This is a genomic window from Janthinobacterium sp. SUN118 (assembly GCF_030397695.1).
Classification (GTDB): domain Bacteria; phylum Pseudomonadota; class Gammaproteobacteria; order Burkholderiales; family Burkholderiaceae_D; genus Janthinobacterium.
The window spans coordinates 2638673-2656570 of the sequence record NZ_JAPUBV010000001.1 but is presented as its reverse complement, the minus strand read 5'-3'; the positions used below and the strand labels follow the sequence as shown (position 1 = coordinate 2656570).

Annotated in this window: 17 protein-coding genes; 10 read left to right on the top strand and 7 right to left on the bottom strand. The window is 64.6% G+C overall.

Annotated features, from left to right (window positions below; genetic code table 11):
• The first annotated feature begins 8 nt into the window (after positions 1-8).
• The 5 genes from xylB to O0880_RS11960 all read left to right on the top strand — a co-directional run bounded on the left by xylB (position 9) and on the right by O0880_RS11960 (position 6138).
• A complete protein-coding gene (gene xylB, locus O0880_RS11980; protein WP_354669891.1) occupies positions 9-1490 on the top strand; it encodes a xylulokinase in 1482 nt (493 codons plus the stop codon).
• Between the two features lie 6 nt (positions 1491-1496).
• Positions 1497-2447 (top strand): transaldolase, encoded by a 951-nt coding sequence (gene tal / locus O0880_RS11975; protein WP_289886652.1) that lies wholly within the window; start codon positions 1497-1499, stop codon positions 2445-2447.
• A 52-nt stretch (positions 2448-2499) separates the two neighbouring features.
• Positions 2500-3435, top strand: a complete 936-nt coding sequence (locus O0880_RS11970; protein WP_156894800.1) for an ABC transporter substrate-binding protein — start codon at positions 2500-2502, stop codon at positions 3433-3435.
• An 80-nt stretch (positions 3436-3515) separates the two neighbouring features.
• On the top strand, positions 3516-5015 hold the full coding sequence (locus O0880_RS11965) for a sugar ABC transporter ATP-binding protein (protein ID WP_071323544.1): 1500 nt from the start codon (positions 3516-3518) through the stop codon (positions 5013-5015).
• 112 nt (positions 5016-5127) lie between these two features.
• Entirely contained in the window at positions 5128-6138 is a 1011-nt protein-coding gene (locus O0880_RS11960; protein WP_071323543.1) for a ribose ABC transporter permease, read from the top strand.
• A 132-nt stretch (positions 6139-6270) separates the two neighbouring features.
• Here the strand turns inward: O0880_RS11960 and O0880_RS11955 are convergent, their stop codons facing one another.
• The 4 genes from O0880_RS11955 to O0880_RS11940 all read right to left on the bottom strand — a co-directional run bounded on the left by O0880_RS11955 (position 6271) and on the right by O0880_RS11940 (position 9559).
• Positions 6271-6696, bottom strand: coding sequence for a GNAT family N-acetyltransferase (locus O0880_RS11955; RefSeq protein WP_289886650.1), 426 nt, complete (start codon positions 6694-6696; stop codon positions 6271-6273).
• A gap of 77 nt (positions 6697-6773) precedes the next feature.
• The gene (locus tag O0880_RS11950) at positions 6774-7778 is read right to left on the bottom strand and encodes an NADP-dependent oxidoreductase (RefSeq protein ID WP_289887350.1); all 1005 of its coding nucleotides are present in this window, start codon (positions 7776-7778) and stop codon (positions 6774-6776) included.
• Positions 7779-7939: 161 nt separating this feature from the next.
• The gene (locus tag O0880_RS11945; RefSeq protein WP_071323540.1) at positions 7940-8242 is read right to left on the bottom strand and encodes a Dabb family protein; all 303 of its coding nucleotides are present in this window, start codon (positions 8240-8242) and stop codon (positions 7940-7942) included.
• Positions 8243-8380: 138 nt separating this feature from the next.
• A complete protein-coding gene (locus tag O0880_RS11940) occupies positions 8381-9559 on the bottom strand; it encodes an acetyl-CoA C-acyltransferase (protein WP_289886648.1) in 1179 nt (392 codons plus the stop codon).
• Between the two features lie 258 nt (positions 9560-9817).
• Here O0880_RS11940 and O0880_RS11935 point away from each other — a divergent pair, with 258 nt between their 5' ends.
• Positions 9818-11518 (top strand): MFS transporter, encoded by a 1701-nt coding sequence (locus tag O0880_RS11935; RefSeq protein ID WP_071323538.1) that lies wholly within the window; start codon positions 9818-9820, stop codon positions 11516-11518.
• Positions 11519-11610: 92 nt separating this feature from the next.
• On the opposite strand, the gene O0880_RS11930 is transcribed toward O0880_RS11935, so the two are convergent.
• Complete coding sequence (locus O0880_RS11930) at positions 11611-11814, bottom strand: hypothetical protein (protein WP_071323537.1); 204 nt, start codon at positions 11812-11814, stop codon at positions 11611-11613.
• A 226-nt stretch (positions 11815-12040) separates the two neighbouring features.
• Here O0880_RS11930 and O0880_RS11925 point away from each other — a divergent pair, with 226 nt between their 5' ends.
• A complete protein-coding gene (locus O0880_RS11925) occupies positions 12041-12802 on the top strand; it encodes a nucleotidyltransferase domain-containing protein (RefSeq protein ID WP_289886647.1) in 762 nt (253 codons plus the stop codon).
• On the opposite strand, the gene O0880_RS11920 is transcribed toward O0880_RS11925, so the two are convergent.
• Positions 12799-13704 carry a LysR family transcriptional regulator gene (locus O0880_RS11920; RefSeq protein ID WP_289886646.1) on the bottom strand — a complete coding sequence of 302 codons (906 nt, stop codon included), beginning with the start codon at positions 13702-13704 and terminating at the stop codon, positions 12799-12801. The two genes, O0880_RS11925 and O0880_RS11920, sit on opposite strands and share 4 nt — an antisense overlap.
• 112 nt (positions 13705-13816) lie before the next feature.
• Here O0880_RS11920 and O0880_RS11915 point away from each other — a divergent pair, with 112 nt between their 5' ends.
• From O0880_RS11915 to O0880_RS11905, 3 genes are all read left to right on the top strand, one after another.
• A complete protein-coding gene (locus tag O0880_RS11915) occupies positions 13817-14119 on the top strand; it encodes a DUF2798 domain-containing protein (RefSeq protein ID WP_289886644.1) in 303 nt (100 codons plus the stop codon).
• Between the two features lie 154 nt (positions 14120-14273).
• Entirely contained in the window at positions 14274-14672 is a 399-nt protein-coding gene (locus tag O0880_RS11910; protein WP_289886643.1) for a VOC family protein, read from the top strand.
• A 106-nt stretch (positions 14673-14778) separates the two neighbouring features.
• Positions 14779-15615, top strand: a complete 837-nt coding sequence (locus O0880_RS11905; protein WP_289886641.1) for an alpha/beta hydrolase — start codon at positions 14779-14781, stop codon at positions 15613-15615.
• A gap of 107 nt (positions 15616-15722) precedes the next feature.
• On the opposite strand, the gene O0880_RS11900 is transcribed toward O0880_RS11905, so the two are convergent.
• Positions 15723-17810: a 3-hydroxyacyl-CoA dehydrogenase NAD-binding domain-containing protein gene (locus O0880_RS11900; protein ID WP_289886640.1), complete on the bottom strand. Its 2088-nt coding sequence runs from the start codon at positions 17808-17810 to the stop codon at positions 15723-15725.
• Positions 17811-17898 lie beyond the last annotated feature (88 nt).

Below are 17898 nucleotides of genomic sequence, written 5' to 3'. Positions count from 1 at the left end.
ATTCAGCTATTTCCCTCGGTATCGACCTCGGTACCTCCGAACTGAAAACCGTGCTGATGGACCGCGACGGCAACTTGCGCGGCCAGGCCTCCGTGCGCCTCGACGTCAGCCGCCCGCAGCCGGGATGGTCCGAACAGTCGCCGCACGACTGGTGGGCCGCCTGCGTCGCCGCGCTGGGCCAGCTGCGCGCCGGCTGGCCGCAAGACTTTGCGCACATTGCCTGCATCGGCCTGTCGGGCCAGATGCACGGCGCCGTGCTGCTCGATGACCATGATGCCGTGATCCGCCCGGCCATCCTGTGGAACGATGCGCGCGCCGATGCCGAAGCGGCCGCCCTGGCGCGCGATTATCCCGCCTATGCGGACGTGACGGGCAGCCTGGCCATGGCGGGCCTGACGGCGCCGAAACTGCTGTGGCTGAAAACGCATGAGCCGGCCGCCTTTGCCGCCATCGCCTGCCTGCTGTCGCCGAAGGATTATCTGCGCCTGCGCTTGACGGGCATCAAGCTCACGGACATGTCGGACGCGGCCGGCACCCTGTGGCTGGACGAAGCGAAGCGCGCCTGGTTCGCGCCCATGGTGGCCGCCTGCGGCTTGGCGCCGGAGCAATTGCCGCCGCTGGCCGAAGGCGATGCAGCCACGGGCACGGTGCTGGCATCCATCGCCGACAAGCTGGGCTTGCCGGCGAACGTGGTGGTGGCCGGCGGCGGCGGCGACAATCCCGTCTCGGCCGTGGGCATCGGCGCCGTCAACGGCGGCGACAGTTTTATCTCGCTGGGCACCAGCGCCGCCATCGTCAGCGTCACCGAAGCGCCGCTGGGCAACCCGGCCGGCGGCGTGCACAGCTTTTGCCACGCCCTGCCCGGGCGCTGGTATGCGATGGGCGCCATCCTGTCCGGCGCCAGCTGCCTGCGCTGGGCCACGGGCGTGCTGGGCTTGCCCGACGAGGCGGCCCTGCTGGCGCTGGTGGAAGCGGGCTTGCCGCTCGATACCGCCATCGCGCCGTCGGCGCCGCTGTTCCTGCCCTACCTGTCGGGCGAGCGCACGCCGCATAACGACCCGCAGGTGCGCGGCGCCTTCCTGCAGCTGGGCCACGACAACAATACCGCCCAGCTCGGTTATGCCGTGCTCGAAGGCGTGGCCTTTGCCTTGCGCGACGCCATGGCGGCCGTCACCTCGACGGGCGCCGTGGTGCCGCACTGCCTGCTGGTGGGCGGCGGCGCGCGCAGCCAGTACTGGGCGCAGCTGCTGGCCAATGTACTGGGACGCGAAATGCGCACCCTGCACCACAGCGAGCTGTCGGCCAGCCTGGGCGCGGCCAAGCTGGGCTTTGCCGCCATCGGCGACGCCAGCCTGCTGGCGCAGGGCTTGCCCGTCAAAAATACTTTCTTGCCCGATGCCGCGCACAGCGCAGCCTTGAGCGTCCGCTACGGTCGATACCGTAGCCTGTTTCCTGCCGTGCAGGCCTTGCACCAACTTAGCGAAGGATAAGTAGCAATGACTCAACTGCAACAACTGAAGCAATACAGCACCGTCGTCGCCGACACGGGCGACTTCATGCAACTGGCCCGCTTCGCGCCGCAAGACGCCACCACCAATCCGTCGCTGATCCTGAAGGCCGTGCTGCAGCCCGATTACGCGCCCTTGCTGGAAAGCACGGTCGCCGAGCATCAAGCCGCCTCGCTCGACGACATCGTCGACCAGGTGCTGGTGCGCTTCGGCCTGGAAATCCTGAAGGTGGTGCCGGGCCGCGTGTCGACGGAAGTCGATGCCCGCCTGAGCTTTGACCGCGCCGCCACCGTGGCCCGGGCGCGCCGCCTGATCGCCCTGTACGAGCAGGCCGGCATCAAGCGCGAACGTGTGCTGATCAAGATCGCCGCCACCTGGGAAGGCATCCAGGCGGCGCGCGAACTGGAACAGGACGGCATCTTTTGCAACCTGACCCTGCTGTTCGCGTTTTGCCAGGCCGTCGCCTGCGCCGACGCGAAAGTGCGCCTGATTTCGCCGTTTGTGGGCCGCATCTACGACTGGCACAAGAAATCGCTGGGCGCGGCCTGGGACGAAGCGGCGCGCAGCCTGTCCAACGATCCAGGCGTGCAATCGGTCACGCGCATCTTCAATTACTACAAGCAACATGGCATCGCCACCCAGGTCATGGGCGCCAGCTTCCGCAACGTGGGCCAGATCACGGCGCTGTCCGGCTGCGACTTGCTGACCATCAGCCCCGACTTGCTGGCCAAGCTGGAAGCGGCGGATGCGCCATTCGCGCGCGCCCTGGGCGGCGACCTCGGCGCGGCGCAGGCGGCCATCACGTATGACGAGGCGGCTTTCCGCTACGCCTTGAACGACGATGCGATGGCCACCGAAAAGCTGGCCGAAGGCATTCGCGGCTTTGCCGTCGATGCGGGCAAGCTGGACGCCATGATCGAAAAATTAAAGAAGCAATAAGTTTTACCCGTAGCACCCCTGCTCTCACAATAAAAACCCTTTGGAGATACCCATGAAAAAAGTCCTTACCGCCACCCTGCTGCTGTCCGCCGCCTGCGGCGCCTTCGCCGCCGACAAACCGCTGAAATCGATCGGTGTCAGCGTGGGCGACCTGGCCAACCCCTTCTTCGTCGCCATCGGCCGCGGCGCGGAAGAAAGCGCGAAAAAGCTGGGCGGCCCCGGCGTGAAAGTCACCACCGTGTCGAGCAAGTACGACCTCAACACCCAGGTGGACCAGATCGAGAACTTCATCGCCAACAAGACCGACATCATCATCCTGAACGCCGTCGATTCCAAGGGCATCGCGCCGGCCATCAAGAAGGCGCGCAATGCGGGCGTGGTCGTCATCGCCGTCGACGTGGGTGCCGTGGGCGCCTCGGCCACCGTGATGTCCGACAACACCATGGCCGGCGACGTTTCGTGCGCCTACCTGGCCAAGCAGATCGGCGGCAAGGGCAATGTGGTGATCCTCAACGGCCCGCCCGTCACGTCCGTCATCGACCGCGTCAACGGCTGCAAGAAGACCCTGGCCGCGTTCAAGGATATCAAGATCCTGTCCGACAACCAGAATGCGGGCGGCAGCCGCGACGGCGGCATGACGGTGATGTCGAACCTGCTGACGGCCCATCCGAAGATCGACGGCGTGTTCGCCATCAACGACCCGACCGGCATCGGCGCCGAACTGGCGATCAAGCAATCGAAGCGCACGGACGTGAAACTGATCACGGCCGTCGATGGCGCGCCCGATGGCCAGAACGCCCTGAAAAACAAGGCCGGCCTGTTTGCCGCCACCTCGGCGCAAAACCCGTACCGCATGGCCACCGATGCCGTGCAGATGGGCTACGACATCATGAACGGCCGCACGCCGAAGCAGACCATGGTGCTGTTGCCGACCCCGGCCATCACCAAGGAAAACGTCGCCACCTATACGGGCTGGGTAAAGAACTGATCTGCCTGACCTGAACCACATGTCGCCCGCCCCGGCTCCGGCCCGGGGGCGGGCGACAGTTTCACAGCAAGGATATTCCCATGAGCGACGATATTATTTTTGAAATGCGCGGCATCGAGAAGCGTTTTGGCGCCACGCGCGCGCTGCGCGGCGTGCACCTGACGGTGCGCAGCGGCGAAATCCATGCCGTGATGGGCGAGAATGGCGCCGGCAAGAGCACCCTGATGAAAATCCTGTCGGGCGTCTATACCCCCGATGCCGGTGAAATCATCCTCGACGGCAAGCCGATTCGTATCCGCAACCCGGGTGAGGCACGCGCGCTGGGCATCAACCTGATCTACCAGGAATTGAGCGTGGCCAAGAACATGACGGTGGCGCAAAACGTCTTCATGGGCAGCGAACCGCAAGGACCGTTCTGGACCGTCAAGGGCGGCGAGATGCGCGCGCGCACGAACGCCATCCTGGCCGACCTCGGTTCCCGTTTCGATGCCGACACCATGGTGTCCAGCCTGTCGATCGCCGAGCAGCAGCAGGTGGAAATCGCCCGCGCCCTCGTGCACGAAAGCCGCATCCTGATCATGGACGAGCCGACGGCCGCCCTGTCCGACCGCGAGACCGAACAATTGTTCCGCATCATCGAAGAGCAGCGCGACAAGGGCCTGGCCGTGCTGTACATCAGCCATCGCATGGCCGAGGTGGAGCGCCTGGCGCGCCGCATCACGGTGCTGCGCGACGGCGCCTATGTGGGCGAGCTGGGCAAGGATGAGCTGGATCAAAAGAAAGTCGTGCAAATGATGGTGGGCCGTCCCGCCGACGACTTTTACTCGCACCAGCGCCGCACGTCGCGCGGCGCCGAACGGCTGCGCGTGGAAAACGTGGGCGGCGGCAAGGTCAAGCCCGCTTCGTTCGCCCTGCATGCGGGCGAAGTGACGGGGCTGGCCGGCCTCGTCGGCGCGGGCCGCACGGAACTGGCGCGCCTGATCTTTGGCGCCGACAAGAAGCAATCGGGACAAGTCTGGCTCGATGGCCAGGAAGTGCATATCCAGCGGCCGCTGGCGGCCATCCGCCACGGCATCGGCTACCTGCCCGAGGACCGCAAGAGCCTAGGGCTGTTCATGCAATTGTCGGCCATGGAAAACATGTCGATGAATATCCTTTCCAAGCATTCCACGGCGGGCGTCGTCAACCGCGGCGCCCTGACGCAGCTCACGCGCGAGGCGATTGCCAACCTGAACGTCAAGGTGTCGGGCCCGGAAGGCATCGTCGGCGGATTGTCGGGCGGCAATCAGCAGAAAGTCTTGCTGGCGCGCTGGCTGGCCATCGCGCCCAAGGTCCTCATCCTCGACGAACCGACGCGCGGCGTGGACGTGGGCGCGAAGAGCGAAATCTACAAGATCATCCACCAGCTGGCCGATGCGGGCACGGCCGTGCTATGCATTTCCAGCGAACTGGCCGAGCTGGTCGGTATCTGCGACCGCGTGATGGTGATGTGCGAAGGACGGCTGACGGGCGAAGTGACGGGCGACGACATCACGCAGGAAAACATCCTTGCCTACGCCACCCAGCTGGAAGCGGCATAAGAACACCTGTCAAAACCTGCTGCGCGTCTCGACCACAAGCCGCTTCCGCCGGCTACGGTTTTGTCAGGCGTTCCAGGAATACGTATTAGCATAATCATTCAGGAGATAGACCATGACTACGAGTACCACCAGCGGCGCCGCGCGCGCCGGAGAACCCTTCAATGCCTCGAACCTGATGCGCCGCCTGGGCATGCTGCCCGTGCTGGTGGTGCTGTACCTGGCCATGTATGGCTTGACCGTGTATTTCTCGGCCGACGGCACGTCGACCTTCATGACCAGCAACAACACCATGAATATCTTCCGCCAGGTGTCGATCAATATCGTGCTGGCCTCGGGCATGACCTTCGTCATCCTGACCAGCGGCATCGACCTGTCCGTCGGCTCCGTGCTGGCCGTCTCGGCCGTGGCGGGCATGCTGATGTCGCTATCGGCCCAGTTCGCCGGCTTCTCGATTCCCACCTTCCTCATCGTCGGCCTGCTGCTGGGCGCGCTGAACGGCGTGCTGGTGGCCCTCGTCGGCCTGAACCCCTTCGTCGTCACCCTGGGCACCATGACGGCCCTGCGCGGCGCCGCCTACCTGCTGGCCGACGGCACCAGCGTGCTGAACACGGAAATCCCCAGCTTCGAATGGATGGGCAATGGCAGCTTCCTGGCCGTGCCCTGGCTGATCTGGCTGGCCGCCGCCGTCGTCGTGCTGACGTGGTTCATCCTGCGCAAGACGACGCTGGGCCTGCATATCTACGCCGTCGGCGGCAATATCCAGGCGGCCCGCCTGACGGGCATCAAGGTCGGCCTCGTGCTGATGTTTGTCTACACCATCAGCGGCCTGTTCGCCGGCCTGGGCGGCGCCATGTCGGCCAGCCGCCTGTACGCGGCCAACGGCAACTGGGGCACGGGCTATGAGCTCGACGCCATCGCCGCCGTCGTGCTGGGCGGCACCAGCCTGATGGGCGGCGTGGGCTCCGTCTGGGGCACCGTCATCGGCGCCTTGATCATCGGCGTGATGAACAATGGCTTGACGATCCTCGGACTGTCGTCGTTCTGGCAGTATGTGGCCAAGGGTGTCGTGATTGTCTTGGCCGTCATCCTCGATAAATGGCGCCAGTCGCACGCGCAGAACTGATTGTGCTGGTGGTGTCGGGTTATGCGCTGCGCGCTGACCCGGCCTGCCATAGCCGCAGCAGGTCGGCGCAGGTCGGATTAGGCGGGGCCGCCGAGGCCGCAGGCCGTCATCCGACAACATCGCGCGCAAGGCTCAAAACTCCAGCCGCATCTCCACGTGCGCTATCCCCGCCTCTTCAAATTGTTCCCCCTGCTGCACGAAACCGTGGCGCGCATAGAATGGCGCGGCCACGGTTTGCGCGTTCAGCACGACGGCGCGATCGCCGCGCTCACGGGCTTTTTCCATCAACAGCTGCAGGATGGCGCCGCCCACGCCCGTGCCGCGGCCCGGCTGGCGCACGGCCATGCGGCCGATGTGGCCATCCGGCAGTAAACGGCCCGTGCCGACGGCAACGCCGGCCGCGTCATAGGCGACGGCATGCAGGCAGACGGCGTCCATATCGTCGAGTTCGATCTCGGCCGGCACTTTCTGTTCATCGACAAAGACTTCGAAACGGATGGCGGTGGCGTCCTGGCCCAGGGTGGCCCAGTCGCCGAGGCGGATGGTGTGCTTGGTCATGGTAGGCAGTAGTAAAAGACAGGCCGTTATTGTCGCACGGCCTGCCCTTCTTTAGCAGGGCACTCAGCCCGGCCGCGTCAAGTCAGCTTCACCAGCTGCTTGCCGAAGTTACGGCCTTTTAACAGACCGATGAAGGCTTCGGGCGCGCTGGCCAGGCCGTCGGCCACGGATTCGCGGAATGTCAGCTTGCCGGTCGCCACCAGCGAACCCAGTTCCGCCAGGCCTTGCGGCCAGAATTCCGGCTGTTCCGAAACGATGAAGCCGCGCACGGTGAGGCGGTTGGTGAGGATCAGGCGCGCATTGTCGAGCGGCGTCGGCTCGCCATTGTAGCCGGCGATCCAGCCGCACACGGCCACGCGGCCAAACGCATTGGTGCGCGCCAGGGCCGCATCGAATACGGCGCCGCCCACGTTTTCGAAGATGGCGTCGATGCCGTCCGGCGTGGCCGCCGCCAGGTCGGCCGCCAAATTGCCCGCCTTGTAATCGATGCAGGCGTCAAAACCCAGCGTATCGACGACGTACGCGCATTTCTCGGCGCCGCCGGCGATGCCGACCACCCGGCAACCTTGCAATTTCGCCAGCTGGCCGACGACGCTGCCGACGGCGCCGCTGGCGGCCGACACGACCACGGTTTCGCCCGCTTTCGGCGCCATGATCTGGTTCAAGCCATACCAGGCCGTCATGCCGGGCATGCCTACGGCACCCAGGTAGCCGGAGGCGGGAATATGCGTGGTATCGACCTTGCGCAGCATCGTGCCGTCCGACACGGCCACTTCCGTCCAGCCCAGGGTGCCCACCACCGTGTCGCCGACGGCAAACTTCGGATGCTTCGACTCGAGCACCACGCCGACCGTGCCGCCTATCATGGTTTCATCGAGCGCCTGCGGCGCCGCATAGCTTTTATTCGCGCTCATGCGCCCGCGCATATAGGGATCGAGCGACAGATAATGGTTGCGCACCAGCAACTGGCCCTCCGCGATGGCGGGATTGTCTTTGGTTTCCAGGCGAAAATGCGCCGGCTGGACTTCATCCGTGGACGCGGGGCGCGAAGCGAGGACGATGCGTTGATATGTGCTCATGATGCTCCTGTCTGTAAAGTTGATGGCTAACATTGATATTCACGACACCGTACCAAACCGTCGCGAGCGCAAGGCGGAGGCAACCGGGAAGCGCAACCGTACTGAAGTACGGTAAACATCGCGGGCCGCCTGTGCCGACGCGCAGCAGGTTTAGTTCTGCGTCCCTACACTTCGTAATCCATGCATTGCCGCGCTTCGCGCACGGCGCCGAAAAACGGCTTGATCTTCACGTGCTCGGGGTGGTTCTGGTAGGCATCGAGCGCTTCGCGGCTGGCGAACTCGCTGTACAGCACGATGTCATACGTGGCTTCCAGGCCAGGCTGGGCCACTGCCGCCTCGAATGTCACGATGCCGGGCACCAGGTCGGCGCAGGAATCGAGCAAAGCCTTGAGTTTCAATGCGTTTGTGGCGCGGTCCGCGCCTTCGGCATGGTCTTTGAGTTTCCAGAAAACAATGTGCTTGATCATGGTGGCAGGCTGGTTGTTTATAAATGAAGCATTACTGTAACCGCTATCGGCGCGCTCTGCAGGAACACGGGGCGGAATGCAAACGGGCGGCCCCAAAGGCCGCCCGCAGACGCGATTACATGGCTGGACTCGCCCTCATCACAGCACTTCGAACAGGCCGGCCGCGCCCTGTCCGCCGCCGATGCACATGGTCACCACCACGTATTTGACGCCACGGCGCTTGCCTTCGATCAAGGCGTGGCCCGTCAGGCGCGCGCCCGACACGCCGTACGGGTGGCCGACGGCAATGGCGCCGCCGTTCACGTTCAGGCGCTCCATGGGGATGCCCAGCGTGTCGGCGCAGTACAGCACTTGCACGGCGAATGCCTCGTTGAGTTCCCACAGGCCGATGTCGGCCACCGTCAGGCCCGCTTTTTTCAACAGTTTCGGGATGGCAAACACGGGGCCGATGCCCATTTCATCGGGTTCGCAGCCGGCCACGGCAAAGCCGCGGAAGACGCCCAGCGGCTGCAAGCCTTTCGCTTCGGCCACTTTGGCGTTCATCACGATGGCCATCGACGCGCCGTCGGAAAACTGGCTGGCATTGCCGGCGCTGATGACGCCGCCCGGCATGGCGGGCCGGATCTTCGCCACGCCGTCATATGTGGTGTCGGCGCGGATGCCTTCGTCGGCGGCAATCGTCACTTCGCGCGACACCAGCATGCCGCTGGCCTTGTCGGCCACGCCCATGATGGTGGTCATCGGCACGATTTCCGCGTCGAACAGGCCCGCGGCCTGGGCCGCGGCGGCGCGCTGCTGGCTTTGCGCGCCATACACATCCTGGCGTTCGCGCGAAATCTGGTAGCGCTTGGCCACGGTTTCGGCCGTCTGCAGCATGGGCCAGTACACTTCCGGCTTGTGCTGCTGCAGCCAGACGTCGCGGTACATATGCGTATTCATCTCGTTTTGTACGCAGGAAATCGACTCCACGCCGCCGGCCGCATAGATATCGCCTTCGCCGGCGATGATGCGCTGCGCCGCCAGGGCGATCGCCTGCAGGCCGGACGAGCAGAAACGGTTGACGGTCATGCCGGCCGTCGTCACGGGGCAGCCGCCGCGCAAGGCCACCTGGCGCGCGATATTGCCGCCCGTCGCGCCTTCCGGAAACGCGCAGCCAACCAGTACGTCTTCCACTTCTTCCGCCTCGATGCGCGCGCGCTCGACGGCGGCGGCCAGCACATGGCCGCCCAGGGTGGCGCCATGCGTCATGTTGAACGCGCCCTTCCAAGACTTGGCCAGGCCCGTGCGGGCGGTCGAAACGATGACGGCTTCATTCATGCTGTGTCTCCTTGTGGGAATGTTTTGTGGTGATGTCTATGGTGCAGTGCATGCAGGCAGAATAGCACATTTAAGTACGGTCGTTCGCAAAGTTGCACGCTGTTTTGCGCCCGCGTAAAAGCCGCGCACTGTAAGCTCCGTGTAAGTTTCAAGCAAGCATGACGTAAGGTTAAGAGAACACACTCGGCTCCAGCTGTTGCAAGAATGGTCAATCTAAGACCTCGGCAACGGTTCACTATAAATATAGGGAGACAAACCATGGCAACACCATCCGGCTCGGCCGACGTACGGAAAATTTCCACCAAGGGAACTCCGATTACGCCGGAGGAACGCAAGGTCATCTTTGCGTCCTCGCTAGGCACCGTCTTTGAATGGTACGATTTTTACCTGTACGGTTCGCTGGCCTCCATCATCGCCAAGCAATTCTTCATCGGCGACCCCACCACCACCTTCATTTTCGCGCTGCTGGCCTTTGCCGCCGGCTTCATCGTGCGTCCCTTCGGCGCGCTGGTCTTCGGCCGCCTCGGCGACATGATCGGCCGCAAGTACACCTTCCTCGTCACCATCATCATCATGGGTGGCTCCACCTTCATCGTCGGCTTGCTGCCGGGCCATGCGTCCATCGGCATCGCCGCGCCTATCATCCTCGTCATCCTGCGCATCCTGCAAGGCCTGGCCCTGGGCGGCGAATACGGCGGCGCCGCCACGTATGTGGCGGAACACGCCCCTGAAGGCAAGCGCGGTGCGTTCACGGCGTGGATCCAGACGACGGCGACCCTGGGCTTCTTCCTGTCGCTGATGGTCATCCTGGGCACCCGCCTGGCGACCGGCGAGCAGGCATTCGAAGCGTGGGGCTGGCGCGTGCCGTTCCTGCTCTCCGTGGTGCTGCTGGGTATTTCCGTCTGGATCCGCATGGCCATGAATGAATCGCCGGCGTTCGCCAAGATGAAAGCCGAAGGCAAGACCTCGAAAGCGCCGCTGACGGAAGCGTTCGGCAAGTGGAAAAACCTGAAGATCGTTATCCTGGCCCTGATCGGCCTGACCGCCGGCCAGGCCGTCGTCTGGTACACGGGCCAGTTCTACGCGCTGTTCTTCATGATCCAGACCCTGAAAGTGGACCTGGCAACGGCCAACGTGCTCGTCGCCATCGCCCTGCTGCTGGCCACGCCGTTCTTCCTGTTCTTCGGCAGCCTGTCCGACCGCATCGGCCGCAAGTACATCATCCTCGGCGGCTGCCTGATCGCCGCCGCCACCTACTTCCCGATCTTCAACGGCCTGACCCACTTCGCCAACCCGCAGCTGGAAGCTGCACTGAAGAACTCGCCAGTGGTCGTGGTGGCCGATCCCGCCTCCTGCCACTTCCAGTTCAACATGACGGGCACCAAGAAATTCCCATCGTCGTGCGACATCGCCACCGGCTTCCTGTCGAACAGCTCCGTCAACTACACGAAGGAAGATGCACCGGCAGGCAGCATCGCCAAGGTCCGCATCGGCACGAAGGAGTTCTCCTCGTTTAACGCCGTCATGACGGCCGATGGCCTGAACTTCGACGCCGAGAGCAAGGCCCATGAAGCGGCGCTGAAGAAGGAACTGGGCGCCGGCATCAAGGAAGCCGGTTACCCTGCGAAAGCCGATCCGGAACAGATCAACAAGCCGATGGTCGTGCTGCTGCTGTTCATCCTGGTGCTGTACGTGACCATGGTGTACGGCCCGATCGCCGCCATGCTGGTGGAAATGTTCCCGACCCGCATACGCTACACCTCGATGTCCCTGCCTTACCATATCGGTAACGGCTGGTTCGGCGGCCTGTTGCCGACCACGGCCTTCGCGCTGGTGGCCTTCAAGGGCGACATCTACTATGGCCTGTGGTATCCGATCGTCGTCGCCCTGGCGACTGTCGTGATCGGCACCCTGTTTGTCGGCGAAACCAAAGACAACAATATCTACGCCGACGACTGATGCAATGCAAGCCCCGGCCGCGCTGCCGGGGCCCGCAAAGCAAAACGCCGCTGATATCTCAGCGGCGTTTTTTTTATGCGGCGGCGGGAAGCTTACTTTTCCGTGGCGCCCTTTTTCAGCTTGTCGCGCTGCTGCACGTACTCCTGATAGCTGGTCTGGTTGCGCTTGCGGCAGGCATTGCGGTCGTCGAAATTATTCAGGCTGTTGCAGTACTCGCCGATCTTGTCCCGGTTCGCGTCATACAGTACCTCGCAGCCGGTAATGGCCAACAGGAAGGGAACGATCAGATATTTCATTGCATCTCTCATGTGTATGGAAGGGATTGCGCGACAAAAAACACCAGATTACAAGCTTGATAAGCGAGCGGCTTTATCTTAACGCGATCCCGGCGCGAAGTACAAGCGCTCGGTATTACTGAATGGTAATAATTAACGGGGGCGCCCATGCTTCCCGGCCCAGCCTGGCGCGCCAGCCCGGCCGCATGCTATGGTAGCTGTTGCTTTCACGCTCAATGCTCCGGACATGCCCGCCACCGCCACCTTCCTGCCGCCCGCCCCCGACGCTGCGCTGCAGCCAGCCTTCGACGCCCTGTTGCAGGACGCCTGTGCCACCCTGGCCGCGCACGCCGGGGACTTGCTCGATGGCATCTACCTTTACGGCAGCATCGCGCGCGGCGACGCCACGCCTGGCGTATCCGACCTCGACCTGACGCTGGTGCTGCGCCAGGCGCCGACACCGGCGCATGCCGCGGCGCTGGAAACGCTGCGCCAGGCGTTGCAGGCGCGCCATCCGGAAGTGCTCAAGGTCGATTTCGATATCGGCCACCGGGCCCAGGTACTGGCGCCGGAGCACTTGTACAGCTGGGGCTACTGGCTCAAGCACCAGTGCCGCTGCCTGTGGGGCGACGACCTGGCCTGTCACTTTGCGCCGTTCGCGCCCTCGCGCGCCATCGCCATGGCCGTGAATGGCGACTTTGCCCACGTGCTGGACGACTACGCGCGACGCCTCGACAGTGCGACCGAGCCGGCCGCCATCGCGCGCCTGCAGCGGGAAGCGTCACGCAAGCTGATCCGTTCCACGAATATCCTGCGCCGCGACGGCGACGCCTGCTGGCCCGCCAGCCTGGACGAGCACGCGCAGCTGTTCCTGCGCCGCCACCCCGCCATGCGGGCGCAGCTGGCCGGCTTCCTGGCCCAGGCCAGGCCGGGCGCCGCGCCGGCTGACGGCTTCGTGACGGCGCTGCGCCAGTTCACGCGGTGGCTGGCGCGGCAGCAGGCGATTTAAGCGCCCGGCTCCCCGTTCAACAGGGGATTGCCGGCCGCAAACGTGGCCAGGTGCTCGAGCAGCACGCGCACGCGGGCCGGCAGGTAGCGCCGCTGCGTCCACACGGCGTACACGTGGCGCGGCTGCGGCATCCAGTCGGGCAGGACGCGCACCAGGCTGCCACGGGCCACTTCGTCGCGGCATTGCAGTAGCGGACACAGCAAGATGCCGATGCCGGCGTCCGCCATTTCCACGGCCAGGCGCATTTCATTGACGCGCAGGCGCGCCTGCGGCTGGATCACCATTTCGGCGCCGTCGCCGGGCCGCCGCAAGCGCCAGCTGCGCAGCGGTTCGGCCACGATCAGCTCATGCCGCTCGAGTTCCTGCAAGTCTTGCGGCACGCCGGCGCGCGCCAGGTAAGCGGGCGCGGCGACCATCACCAGCGCAGCGCTGCCCAGGCGGCGCTGCATCAGCGAGGAATCGTCAAGCGCGCCCACGCGGATGGCCAGGTCGGCGCCGCTCACCACCAGGTCTTGCAGGCGGTTCGACAGTTCCAGCTCCAGGCGGATATCGGGATACTGCCGCATGAAGCTGACCCAGGCCGGCGTCAGCAGGCCGCTGGCAAAGTTGACGGGCGCCAGCACGCGGATGCTGCCCGAGACGGCCGACAGGCTGGCGTCGAGCTGCCGCGTGGCTTGCCGCAAGGCATGCACGAGCGGGCGGCACTGTTCATAGTATTGCCAGCCCTCCGCCGTCGGCTGCAGGCGGCGCGCGCTGCGGTTCAGCAAGCGGTAACCGAGCTGGCTTTCCAGTTTTTGCAGGCGGCGCGTGACGGTGGCGGGCGGCAAGTCTTCCTGCACGGCGGCCGCATGCAGGCTGCCCGCCTCCACGATGGCGACAAACAGGGCCAGGTCATCCAGCATGATGCGTCGAATATGATTTCATTTATGGAATTTGAAATTAAAAATTTCGCTCTAGTATAGATTGCCGCAAGTGTTTACGCTGTCATTTCTCAATCATTTGGAAGATGACGCCATGTCCGACGCCCTGCGCCTGCGTTTTGTGTTTGCCCTGCTAATGTCGCTGGTGATGACCTTGCTGATGAGCGCCTGGGTCACCTGGCTCAATATCGGCCTGCAGGCGGACTTCCTGCCGCGCTGGCGCCATGCCTTCCTTGCCGCCTGGCCCGTCGCCTTTTGCGCCGTGATGCTGTTCGCGCCGCGCGTGCAGGCGCTCAGCCGCGGCATCGTCGCCAGGATCGCCCGTCCGGCGCCGGCATGCCAGACCTGTGCTTCCGGCGGCGCGCCAGCAGGCACGGCCTGCTCCTGCTCGTCCTGAGCCGCCACCGCGCGCCGCTCTCCGCCTGATCTGGGCCTGCCTTGACCAAAGGTAGTCTTCGCACAGGATCACTTGGTCATTCTGCCCTCGCCAGGCCCACATGGCGTCCGATACGGGCTATGCTATGGCCGTCCCCGATTACAGTGGAGTGCCCATGCTCGATCACGTTTCCCTCACCGTCGCCGACCTGGCGCGCGCGGAACGCTTCTACGACGCCGTCTTCGCCGCGCTGGGCGTGCCCAAGGTGGGCAGCGACCATGCGAACGCGTGGATAGGCTATGGCGAGCGCAGCGATGCCGACCACCCCGGGCGCAGCTATTTTTCCGTGCGCCTCGGTCCCGCGCCGGACGATGCGCCGCGCCGCCACTGCTGCTTCAAGGCGCCATCGCGCGCCGCCGTGGACGCCTTCTGGCAGGCGGGCCTGGCGCACGGCGGCTTCGACCTGGGCGCGCCGGGCTTGCGCCATTATCACGCCAGCTATTACGCGGCCTTTCTGTTCGATCCGGACGGCAACCGCATCGAAGCCGTCTGCCATCGCGCCGACGCCGGCTGACAGGACGGAAAACCGCCTCTGTTCGGCATTTCCACTTCGGGACGATTTGCCTATAATGGCTGGCACGCCATACCGGTCCCCGGTCCCTGCACCAAGAAGGAAATTCATGCATCATCTATTCGTCGACCGCCGCGCGCGCGCCATTCTCCTCGGCAGTGTCGGGCTGTTGCTGTCCGGTTGCTCCCTGCTGCCATCTTCCCCCGTGATGCCCGGCGTGCCGGCCACCGCCGCCCTGCCCGACGCCACCATCGCCTACACGCTGACAGGACAAGGCACGCTGCCGGTGGTCTTCCAGTCGGCCATGGGCGACGGCAAGGATGTGTGGACCACCGTGGTGCCCGAAGTGGCAAAGCAGCACCGCGTGCTCGTGTATGACCGTCCCGGCTACGGCGACAGCCGGAAAACCACCACGCCGCGCGACCCGTGCACCATCGCGGCCCAGCAGCGCGCCCTGCTGGCGCAAGCGGGCCTGAAGCCGCCGTATGTGCTGGTCGGCCAGGGCTTGGGAGGCCTGTACCAGTATGTGTATGCCAAGCTGTATCCGCAGGACGTGGCCGGGCTGGTCTTGCTCGACCCTACCCACCCGCAGCAATGGAGCCGCATGCAGACGGACGCGTCCACCTACGCCATGCTCGTGAAGACGCGGCGCAAGCTGATGTTCAACAGTGCCGAGTCGGCCGAATTCGATGCCCAGGCGCAGTGCCTGCAGCATGTGGACATGGCCAGCCCGCTGCGCATCCCGGCCATGCTGCTGGTGCGCGACAAGTTCGGCATCGAGGAAATGGGCTCGTTTGAAGCCCTGGTGCGGGCGCAGGAGAAGGACTGGCAGCGCCTGTCCGGCGCGCCGGCCATCGAGCGTATCACGGGCGCCGGCTACTACATCCAGAAGGACAACCCCGTCATCGTCAACGAAGCGGTGAAGATGGTGGCGAAGAAGAAATAACAACGCAGGTCGGATTGGCGGCATGCCGCGTAATCCGACACCGCTACGGCCAACAATGTTGTCGGATTACGCGAGGCGCAGCCTCGCTAATCCGACCTACCCCATCATCAGCTATTGAATCCCTTGCCCTCGCCCGCCAGCTTCACCAGCAGCGGCGCCGGCGTCCACGCCTCGCCGTGGCGGCCTTTCGCGTAGCCATTGATCGTATCGAGCACGTTCGGCAAGCCGACGCTGTCCGCATAGAACATGGGGCCGCCGCGGAACAGGGGGAAGCCGTAGCCCGTCAGGTAGACCATGTCGATGTCCGAAGCACGCAGGGCGATGCCCTCCTCCAGGATGCGCGCGCCCTCGTTGACGAGCGCATACACGAGCCGCTCGACGATTTCCTGGTCGCCGATCTTGCGCCGCGCCACGCCGATGTCGGCGCTATGCTGCACGATCATGGCATTGACCTGCTCCGATGGATAGGCCTTGCGGTCGCCCGCCTTGTAGTCATACCAGCCGGCGCCCGTCTTCTGGCCATAGCGTTTCAATTCGCACAGCAGGTCGGCCGTCTTCGAATACGTCACTTCCGGCTTTTCCACATAGCGGCGCTTGCGGATGGCCCAGCCGATGTCGTTGCCGGCCAGGTCGCCCATGCGGAACGGACCCATGGCGAAGCCGAATTTCTCGACCGCCTTGTCCACCTGCTCCGGCAAACAGCCTTCTTCCAGCAGGAATCCGGCCTGGCGGCTGTACTGCTCGATCATGCGGTTGCCGATGAAGCCGTCGCACACGCCCGAGACGACGCCCGTCTTTTTCAGCTTTTTCGACAGCGCCAGCGCCGTCGCCAGCACGTCCTTGCCCGTTGCCTTGCCACGCACGATTTCCAGCAGCTTCATGACGTTCGCGGGGCTGAAGAAATGCGTGCCGACCACGTCTTGCGGCCGCGCGGTAAACGCGGCGATCTTGTCCAGGTCCAGGGTCGAGGTGTTCGAGGCGAGGATGGCGCGCGGCTTCATGACGGCGTCGAGCTGGCGGAACACGGTTTCCTTCACGCCCAGCTCTTCGAAGACGGCTTCGATGACGATGTCGGCCTGCGCGATATCCGCATAGGCCAGCGTGCCGCTGACCAATGCGATGCGCTGCTCGGCCTTCTCTTGCGTCAGCTTGCCCTTCTTCACCGTGTTCTCGTAATTCCTGCGGATGGTGGCCAGGCCCTTGTCCAGCGCTTCCTGCTGCGTTTCCAGCAGCGTCACGGGTATGCCCGCGTTGGCGAAGTTCATGGCGATGCCGCCGCCCATGGTGCCGGCGCCGACGATGGCCGCGCTGGCGATCGTGCGCACGGGCGTATCGGCCGGCACGTCGGGCACCTTGCTGGCCACGCGCTCGGCAAAGAAGGCGTGGCGCAGGGCTTTCGACTCGGGCGACTGCACCAGTTGCATGAACAGTTCGCGCTCATACTTCAAGCCGTCGTCGAATTTCATCGTCACGGCGGCCGCCACGGCATCCACGCATTTCAGCGGCGCGGGGAACGGGCCGGACATGGCTTTCACCGTATTGCGCGAAAACTGCAGAAAGGCTTCGTGGTTCGGGTAATCGACCTTGCGCTCGCGCACTTTCGGCAGCGGGCGCACGTCGGCCACCTTCGTCGCGAAAGCCACGGCGGCGCTCAGCAAGTCCGCGCCCGGCGCGATGACTTCGTCGAACAGGGCCGTGCCGGCCAGCTTGTCGGACGCCACGGGCGTACCGGAAACGATCATGTTGAGCGCCATTTCCAGGCCCAGCACGCGCGGCAGGCGCTGTGTGCCGCCCGCGCCCGGCAAGATGCCCAGCTTGACTTCCGGCAAGGCCATCTGCGCGCCCGGCGCGGCCACGCGGTAGTTGCAGCCGAGCGCCAGCTCCAGGCCGCCGCCCATGCAGACGCTGTGGATGGCCGCCACGACGGGCTTGCCCGACTGCTCGACCACATTGATCAGGGTATGCAGGGTCGGTTCCGTGAGCGCCTTGGGCGAATTGAATTCCTTGATATCGGCGCCGCCCGAGAAGGCCTTGCCGGCGCCCGTGATGACGATGGCTTTCACGCTGTCGTCGGCCAGCGCCTGGCGGATGCCGGCGACGGCGGCCGTGCGCGTTGCCAGGCCCAGGCCATTGACTGGCGGATTGCTAAGGGTAATGACGGCAACGGCGCCGTTCACCTGATATTCAGCACTCATGTCTCTTCCTTATTGGTTTTGCTCAACGTATGAGGTGGTTGCAAGGGATGAAGCTTCACTATACCGCATAAAAGAACGCTCGTATTAT